The sequence below is a fragment of the Streptomyces sp. IBSBF 3136 genome (assembly GCF_036815105.1).
GTDB lineage: Bacteria > Actinomycetota > Actinomycetes > Streptomycetales > Streptomycetaceae > Streptomyces.
The window spans coordinates 1-5954 of the sequence record NZ_JAJSZC010000339.1 but is presented as its reverse complement, the minus strand read 5'-3'; the positions used below and the strand labels follow the sequence as shown (position 1 = coordinate 5954).

The 5954-nt window shown below is 70.2% G+C and carries 7 protein-coding genes; 6 read left to right on the top strand and 1 reads right to left on the bottom strand.

Going from position 1 to position 5954, the window contains the following annotated elements; translation table 11 throughout:
• Positions 1-530 precede the first annotated feature (530 nt).
• The 4 genes from V7E45_RS38195 to V7E45_RS38180 all read left to right on the top strand — a co-directional run bounded on the left by V7E45_RS38195 (position 531) and on the right by V7E45_RS38180 (position 4195).
• The gene (locus tag V7E45_RS38195; RefSeq protein WP_333778874.1) at positions 531-2174 is read left to right on the top strand and encodes a M4 family metallopeptidase; all 1644 of its coding nucleotides are present in this window, start codon (positions 531-533) and stop codon (positions 2172-2174) included.
• Between the two features lie 193 nt (positions 2175-2367).
• On the top strand, positions 2368-2781 hold the full coding sequence (locus V7E45_RS38190) for a cytidine deaminase family protein (protein WP_333778873.1): 414 nt from the start codon (positions 2368-2370) through the stop codon (positions 2779-2781).
• Between the two features lie 111 nt (positions 2782-2892).
• Positions 2893-3660: an alpha/beta hydrolase gene (locus tag V7E45_RS38185; protein WP_333778872.1), complete on the top strand. Its 768-nt coding sequence runs from the start codon at positions 2893-2895 to the stop codon at positions 3658-3660.
• Positions 3661-3793: 133 nt separating this feature from the next.
• Positions 3794-4195 carry a PPOX class F420-dependent oxidoreductase gene (locus V7E45_RS38180; RefSeq protein ID WP_333778871.1) on the top strand — a complete coding sequence of 134 codons (402 nt, stop codon included), beginning with the start codon at positions 3794-3796 and terminating at the stop codon, positions 4193-4195.
• Between the two features lie 196 nt (positions 4196-4391).
• Here the strand turns inward: V7E45_RS38180 and V7E45_RS38175 are convergent, their stop codons facing one another.
• Positions 4392-4637 (bottom strand): DUF5133 domain-containing protein, encoded by a 246-nt coding sequence (locus tag V7E45_RS38175; protein WP_333778870.1) that lies wholly within the window; start codon positions 4635-4637, stop codon positions 4392-4394.
• Between the two features lie 260 nt (positions 4638-4897).
• Between V7E45_RS38175 and V7E45_RS38170 the strand changes: the two genes are divergently transcribed.
• Positions 4898-5395: a hemerythrin domain-containing protein gene (locus V7E45_RS38170; protein WP_333778869.1), complete on the top strand. Its 498-nt coding sequence runs from the start codon at positions 4898-4900 to the stop codon at positions 5393-5395.
• A gap of 82 nt (positions 5396-5477) precedes the next feature.
• Positions 5478-5870, top strand: a complete 393-nt coding sequence (locus tag V7E45_RS38165) for a DUF2267 domain-containing protein (RefSeq protein WP_333778868.1) — start codon at positions 5478-5480, stop codon at positions 5868-5870.
• Positions 5871-5954 lie beyond the last annotated feature (84 nt).

Genomic DNA, 5954 nt, shown 5'->3' with positions numbered 1-5954 from the left:
ACGTGGGGGAGGGGGCCGGGGAGGGGGGCCTGAGCTGCGCTCACGGCCGGTGTGTGGCGCCGATGGCCGCCGGGTGAAGGTCGCGTGGGGGAGTTGTCGTATTTGATCGTCACGCATAGCGGATGACGCGACGGCTGCGGTTTTCTCGTGTGCACATCTCCAACCCCCCACAGCATTCGGAGACTTCATGCGCCACGCCGTGTTCGGCCTGCCCGCGACCACTTCACGCCCGATCGGTGTCCGCCCTCGCTCGTCACCCGCATGAGCTGAGACCCCACGACCGGCTCACCGGGAGCCGACCGTTGCCGACCGCGCGCTGGACGCGCGTGCGGCCACTCGGCGTGCCGTTTTCCCAGCTCACAGCGGTCGGCCGATTCTCGACCGACACGGCGGGTAGTGACATGTGCATGACATAGGTGTCAGTCTCTGGTCACCCCGCTGTACGAGCACGACCCATTCCCCCCCAGCCGCTCCGACCGGCCCCACACCGGAACGGACGGCGTTCCCCCCACAGCAAGGAGCCCCTTCTCGTGAGCTTCCGCAACCCGCGCCACAAGCGCACCACTCTGGCCATCGCTACCGCGGTGGCGGCCGGAGCCCTCCTGTCCACCGGTCTGACCACCAGTGCCTCGGCGCACATCCCGGCCGGTTCCCCGTCCACGAAGCCGTCGGCCGCCCCGGCCACGCTGTCGGCCGCCGCCCGCGGCACGCTGATCCAGCAGGCGCGGGCCGGCGCCGCCACCACAGCGCGGCGAATAGGTCTCGGTGCCGAGGAGAAGCTGGTCGTCAAGGACGTCGTGAAGGACGCCGACGGCACCGTCCACACCCGCTACGAGCGCACCTACGCGGGTCTTCCCGTGCTCGGCGGTGACCTGATCGTGCACACGGCGAAGTCGGGCAGGGCCGAGGGCGTCACCCGGGCGAACGGCTCGGCCATCAAGGTGGCCTCGCTGTCGCCGCGGATCTCCGCCGCCCACGCGGAGAAGCAGGCGGTGTCCGCGGCGAAGACCCTCGGCTCGGCCAAGTCCTCCGCGGACGGCGCGCGCAAGGTGATCTGGGCCGGCTCGGGCAAGCCCGTCCTCGCCTACGAGACGGTCGTCGGCGGCCTCCAGGACGACGGCACCCCGAACCAGCTGCACGTCATCACCGACGCGGCCACCGGCAAGAAGCTCTTCCAGTACCAGGGCATCGAGACCGGCGTCGGCAACACCCGGTACAGCGGCAAGGTGGACCTGACGAGCACCCAGTCCGGGTCGTCGTACAGCCTCACGGACGGCTCGCGCGGCGGTCACAAGACCTACAACCTCGACCACGGGTCCGACGGCACCGGCACGCTGTTCTCGCAGGACAACGACACCTGGGGCGACGGCAACGTCTCCAACGCGGCCACCGCGGCGGCCGACGCCGCCTACGGCGCGCAGGAGACGTGGGACTTCTACAAGAAGACCTTCAACCGCAGCGGCATCAAGAACGACGGTGTCGGCGCCTACTCCCGGGTCCACTACGGCAACGCCTACGTGAACGCGTTCTGGGACGACAGCTGCTTCTGCATGACCTACGGCGACGGCACCAAGGACGCCGACCCCCTGACCTCGCTGGACGTCGCGGGCCACGAGATGAGCCACGGTGTCACCTCCAACACCGCGGGCCTGGAGTACTCCGGGGAGTCCGGTGGCCTGAACGAGGCCACGTCCGACATCTTCGGCACCGGCGTCGAGTTCTACGCCAACAACTCCACCGACGCAGGTGACTACCTCATCGGCGAGAAGATCGACATCAACGGCGACGGCACCCCGCTGCGCTACATGGACAAGCCCAGCAAGGACGGCGGCTCCGCCGACTCCTGGTCCGCCGACGTCGGCAACAAGGACGTGCACTACTCCTCCGGCGTCGCGAACCACTTCTTCTACCTGCTCGCCGAGGGCAGCGGCGCGAAGACGATCAACGGCGTCAGCTACGACTCGCCCACCCAGGACGGCTCCAAGGTCACCGGGATCGGCCGCGACAAGGCGCTGCAGATCTGGTACAAGGCGCTGACCACGTACTTCACGTCGACGACCAACTACAAGTCGGCCCGCGAAGGCACCCTCAAGGCGGCGGCGGACCTCTACGGCGCCGACAGCACCGAGGCGAAGACGGTCGCCGCGGCCTGGACCGCGGTCAACGTCAGCTGACACCCACACCCACACCCGCACCGCACCGGGGGCGGCACCAGGGACACACCCCTGCTGCCGCCCCCGGCGCGCGCCTGCGCGGTCCGGACAGCGCGGATCCGCCTCCGCGGCCCACCACCGGCCATCGATATTCGCTTGCGCACCTCGCGGCGCACGGGCCAACGTCACCTGACACCTGACGAAGGCAGAGACGATGACCACGCAGACACACTCCGTCGACCACGAACTCATCGAGGCCGCAGCCCACATCGCCCGCACACACTGCCGGGGCGACAACCACACCATGGCGGCCGCGGCCCGCGCCGCGGACGGCCGGATCGTCACGGCGGTCAACGCCTACCACTTCACCGGAGGCCCCTGCGCCGAACTGGTCGTCATCGGCGCGGCGGCCGCCCAGGGCGCCTACGACCTGGACACCATGGTCGCCGTCGGGGACCGCGACCGCGGAGTCGTCCCCCCGTGCGGCCGGTGCCGCCAGGTCCTCCTGGACTACTTCCCCACCCTCAAGGTCATCGTCGGCCGAAGCGACCGCGTCCGAACCGTCCCGATCACCGACCTGCTGCCGGAGAGCTACGTCTGGGACGACCATCAACTCGACGCGGAGTGACAGCTCTCGCGCCCGCGGCGGACCCTACGCCGGAAGGGGCGACGCCTCAGTCCTGCGGGCCCGCGTGGACAGGGTGACATCGTTCGTGCCGCACGTGTCGGGGGACCGGTCGTGACCGCGGAGGTCGTCGTCAGGACGGGACTGACGTACGGGGCCGACGGCAAGCTGATGGATGTGTACCGACCCGCGGGCGCTTCGGAGCCGATACCGGCCGTGCTGCTCTGGCACGGCCGGGGCCCTGACCAACGGGACGTCCTCGCGCCGGTGGCCCGCGCCGCGGCGGAGCTTGGCGCCATCGTCCTGGTGCCTGACTGGCGGTCCGACGCCGCGGACGGTGGACGAGCGCACCTGTGTGACTCGGCGGACTTCGCACGGCAGCACGTGGGCGACTTCGGCGGTGATCCCGAGCGGATCGCGCTCGCCGGTTGGTCGCTGGGCGGCAAGGCCGCGGTGGGAGGCGCCGTCGATCCAGCCGCGTTCGGCGACTGGAGGCCGCGAGCTGTCGTGGGCACCGCCGGTGCGTACGCAACGGTGGCTCCGAGCACCGGCATTGTCCCCATCGATGACCTCAGGCGAAGTGGCAGCCGGGTGCCGCCGACACCGGTGTGGCTGGTCCACGGCACCGCCGATCCAGTGGTGGCCGTCGAGCGCTCCCGCGATTTGCGTTCTGCTCTGGACCAGGAGAACTGGCCGGTCTCGCTCGACGAGGTCGCGACCGATCACGCCGGCGTCATCATGACGGAGTTCGTCCCCAAGGAGAACCGCTGCCTGCCCAGCACCACCGAACACGCCGTCGCGGCCGGCACGCGAACCGCCCTGGTACTGGCTGCTGCCGCTGGAATCCGACTCACACGGGAGGCCACCGGTTGGCGTGGCTAGGCCGGCTCTCGGATCATGCCGGCGGTCGGCAAGCGGCCTGGTGCTTCCTCCGTGGAGTGGCACACCTCCTCCACTGCGGCCCGGGGGCTACCGTGGCAGCCCGATTCGGTGATCGCGCAACGGAGGATAGCCAGTGCCCGTCCTGCTCGGCGAGGATCTCGTGGCGCTGCTGCGCCGCCCTGCCACCTGCTATGTCGCCACCGTCATGCCGGACGGTTCGCCCCAGGTCACGCAGACGTGGGTGGACACCGACGGTCATCATGTGCTGATCAACAGCGTCGAGGGCAATCAGAAGACCAGGAACCTCGCCCGTGATCCCAGGATCGCGGTGGCCGTGGCGGACCCCTCGGAGCCGGCGCTGTACGTCCAGATCCGGGGCCGGGTGGTGGAGGTACGGACGGAGGGTGCGGTCGAGCACATCGAGTCGCTCTCGCAGAGGTATCTCGGTGGCCCGTACCCGTGGTTCGGCGGCCGCGACCAGGTCCGCGTCATCTACGTGATCGAACCGGACCGGATCAGCAGCCCGCGCGAGTAGTCTCGCGGCAGGCCAGGCGGCCGGTGCGCTCCGGCCCCACACGTTGGTCCTGGACCCCACCGCGATGCGCGTCGGTGCGCCGCTGATCCGCTTCCGGTCGGCGGGGTGAGAGGCCGGATCGTCATCCAGGTGCGAATTGCCGTCACCTACAAGGCCTTTTCGGTTGTGCCGCGTTGACCGGCGCCCGCCCCGCGGGTCAGGCCGCCAGGACCCGGGACGTCTTCATGCCTGCGCGGCGGTCCGCCCGGAGCCGTTCCAGGAGGTGGTCGGCGGCGGCGAGGGCTCGGTCCACCGAGTCGGCGCCCGTCAGGGTGCACAGCCGGGCGGTGGCTTCCTCGAGGTCCCGGCTCGACCGGCCGGTGGGCTGCAGGTCATGCCGGAAGCGGGCCTCCGCGAAGCGGGCCAACACTGCGCGCAGTTCCTTCTCCGCCGGCAGCAGCACAGCGAAACCCCTCTCGTGCGGCGGGCCGACATGTCAGGCCCGCGATTCCCGCGGAGCGCACGCCTCCAAGGCGGCACCACAGTCGAAACGGAGCAAGCGCGTGCTCCGATGGACCGTGTGCCCCCGTTGGATCACTCTATGCACCGCTCCTGCGACGCCCCTGTGACCTGGGGAAGCTAGGCAAAAGGGGCATACGTGGGAATTTGCCACAAGGGTCCGGGTAGCGGAGGTGAAACCCACTCACGTAGGGAGGCGCATCCATGACACCGACCCAGGATGTCGTCGAGGTGATCCTCGAGGACCACCGGACGATGGAGGAACTGCTCCGCCTGATGCGCAGCACGGAGGCCGACCGCCCGGGCGCGCTCCAGGACTTCGCGCACCTGATGATCGCCCACGGCGAGGCCGAGCGGGAATCGGTGCACCCGGTCCTCACCTCCTTCGGCAACGCCGACACCGTCGAACACATCGAGGCCGCACACCAGGAGGCCGTGAAGGTACTCTTCGCGCTCCTCCAGGTGCGCGAGATCGACTCCGTCGAGTGGGAGTGGCGGATTCGGCAACTGGCCGGCGTCACCGGCCGCCACACCGACGAGGAGGAGCGCACCCTCGTCAACCGCGTGCGGGAGAGCCTGAGTCGGCCGTGCCGCGAGGAACTCGGCGCCGGCTACGTCAGGACGAGGGACGACCTGCTCGCGGCGCGCTGCGGCAGCCTCGCCGACGTGCACCGCCTGGTGCGTGCCGCCGTACTCGTATGACGCCCTCTTCCACCGCATCACACACCCGGGGCGCGGCCGAACGGGCCACCACAGAAGCTGGATCCGACGACTAGGAGCTGTCATGGACTGGAGTCTGGGCACCTTCCTCACCCAGGTCACCGAACGCGCGGGCTACGACGAACCGCAACAGGGAGCCAGAGCCGTGCGGGACGTGCTCGAGGTCCTCGGCGCCCACTTGGTGGGCGACGACCGCACGGACCTGGCCGCCCTGCTGCCCGACGGGTGCAAGGTCTTGCTGACGGCGGGCAGGCCGGCCAGCGAACCGCTGACTCCCGCCTCGTTCGTCGAGGCCGTGGCCGCCCGTAGCCACACCGACCTCGTCGAGGCCAGGCGTGAGATCGACGCCGTGCTCCCCACTCTCGCCAAGGCCGCCGACGACGCTCTGTTGCGCCGTCTCCTCACCCAGCTGCCGCCCGGGCACGCCGGCCTGTTCGGCTGCACCGATCCCGGCTGACACCGGACGGGCGGGCGATACCGGAGCCTGACGCCGCAAGGCCCCGCCCCACGCCGCGCATCGCGCAGCTCACCGGCCTCGACC

Excerpts from the sequence above, each read along its gene's own strand:
- V7E45_RS38190 (WP_333778873.1), top strand. The coding sequence starts at position 2,368 with ATGACCACGCAGACACACTCCGTCGACCACGAACTCATCGAGGCCGCA.
- V7E45_RS38165 (WP_333778868.1), top strand. The coding sequence starts at position 5,478 with ATGGACTGGAGTCTGGGCACCTTCCTCACCCAGGTCACCGAACGCGCG.
- V7E45_RS38170 (WP_333778869.1), top strand. The coding sequence starts at position 4,898 with ATGACACCGACCCAGGATGTCGTCGAGGTGATCCTCGAGGACCACCGG.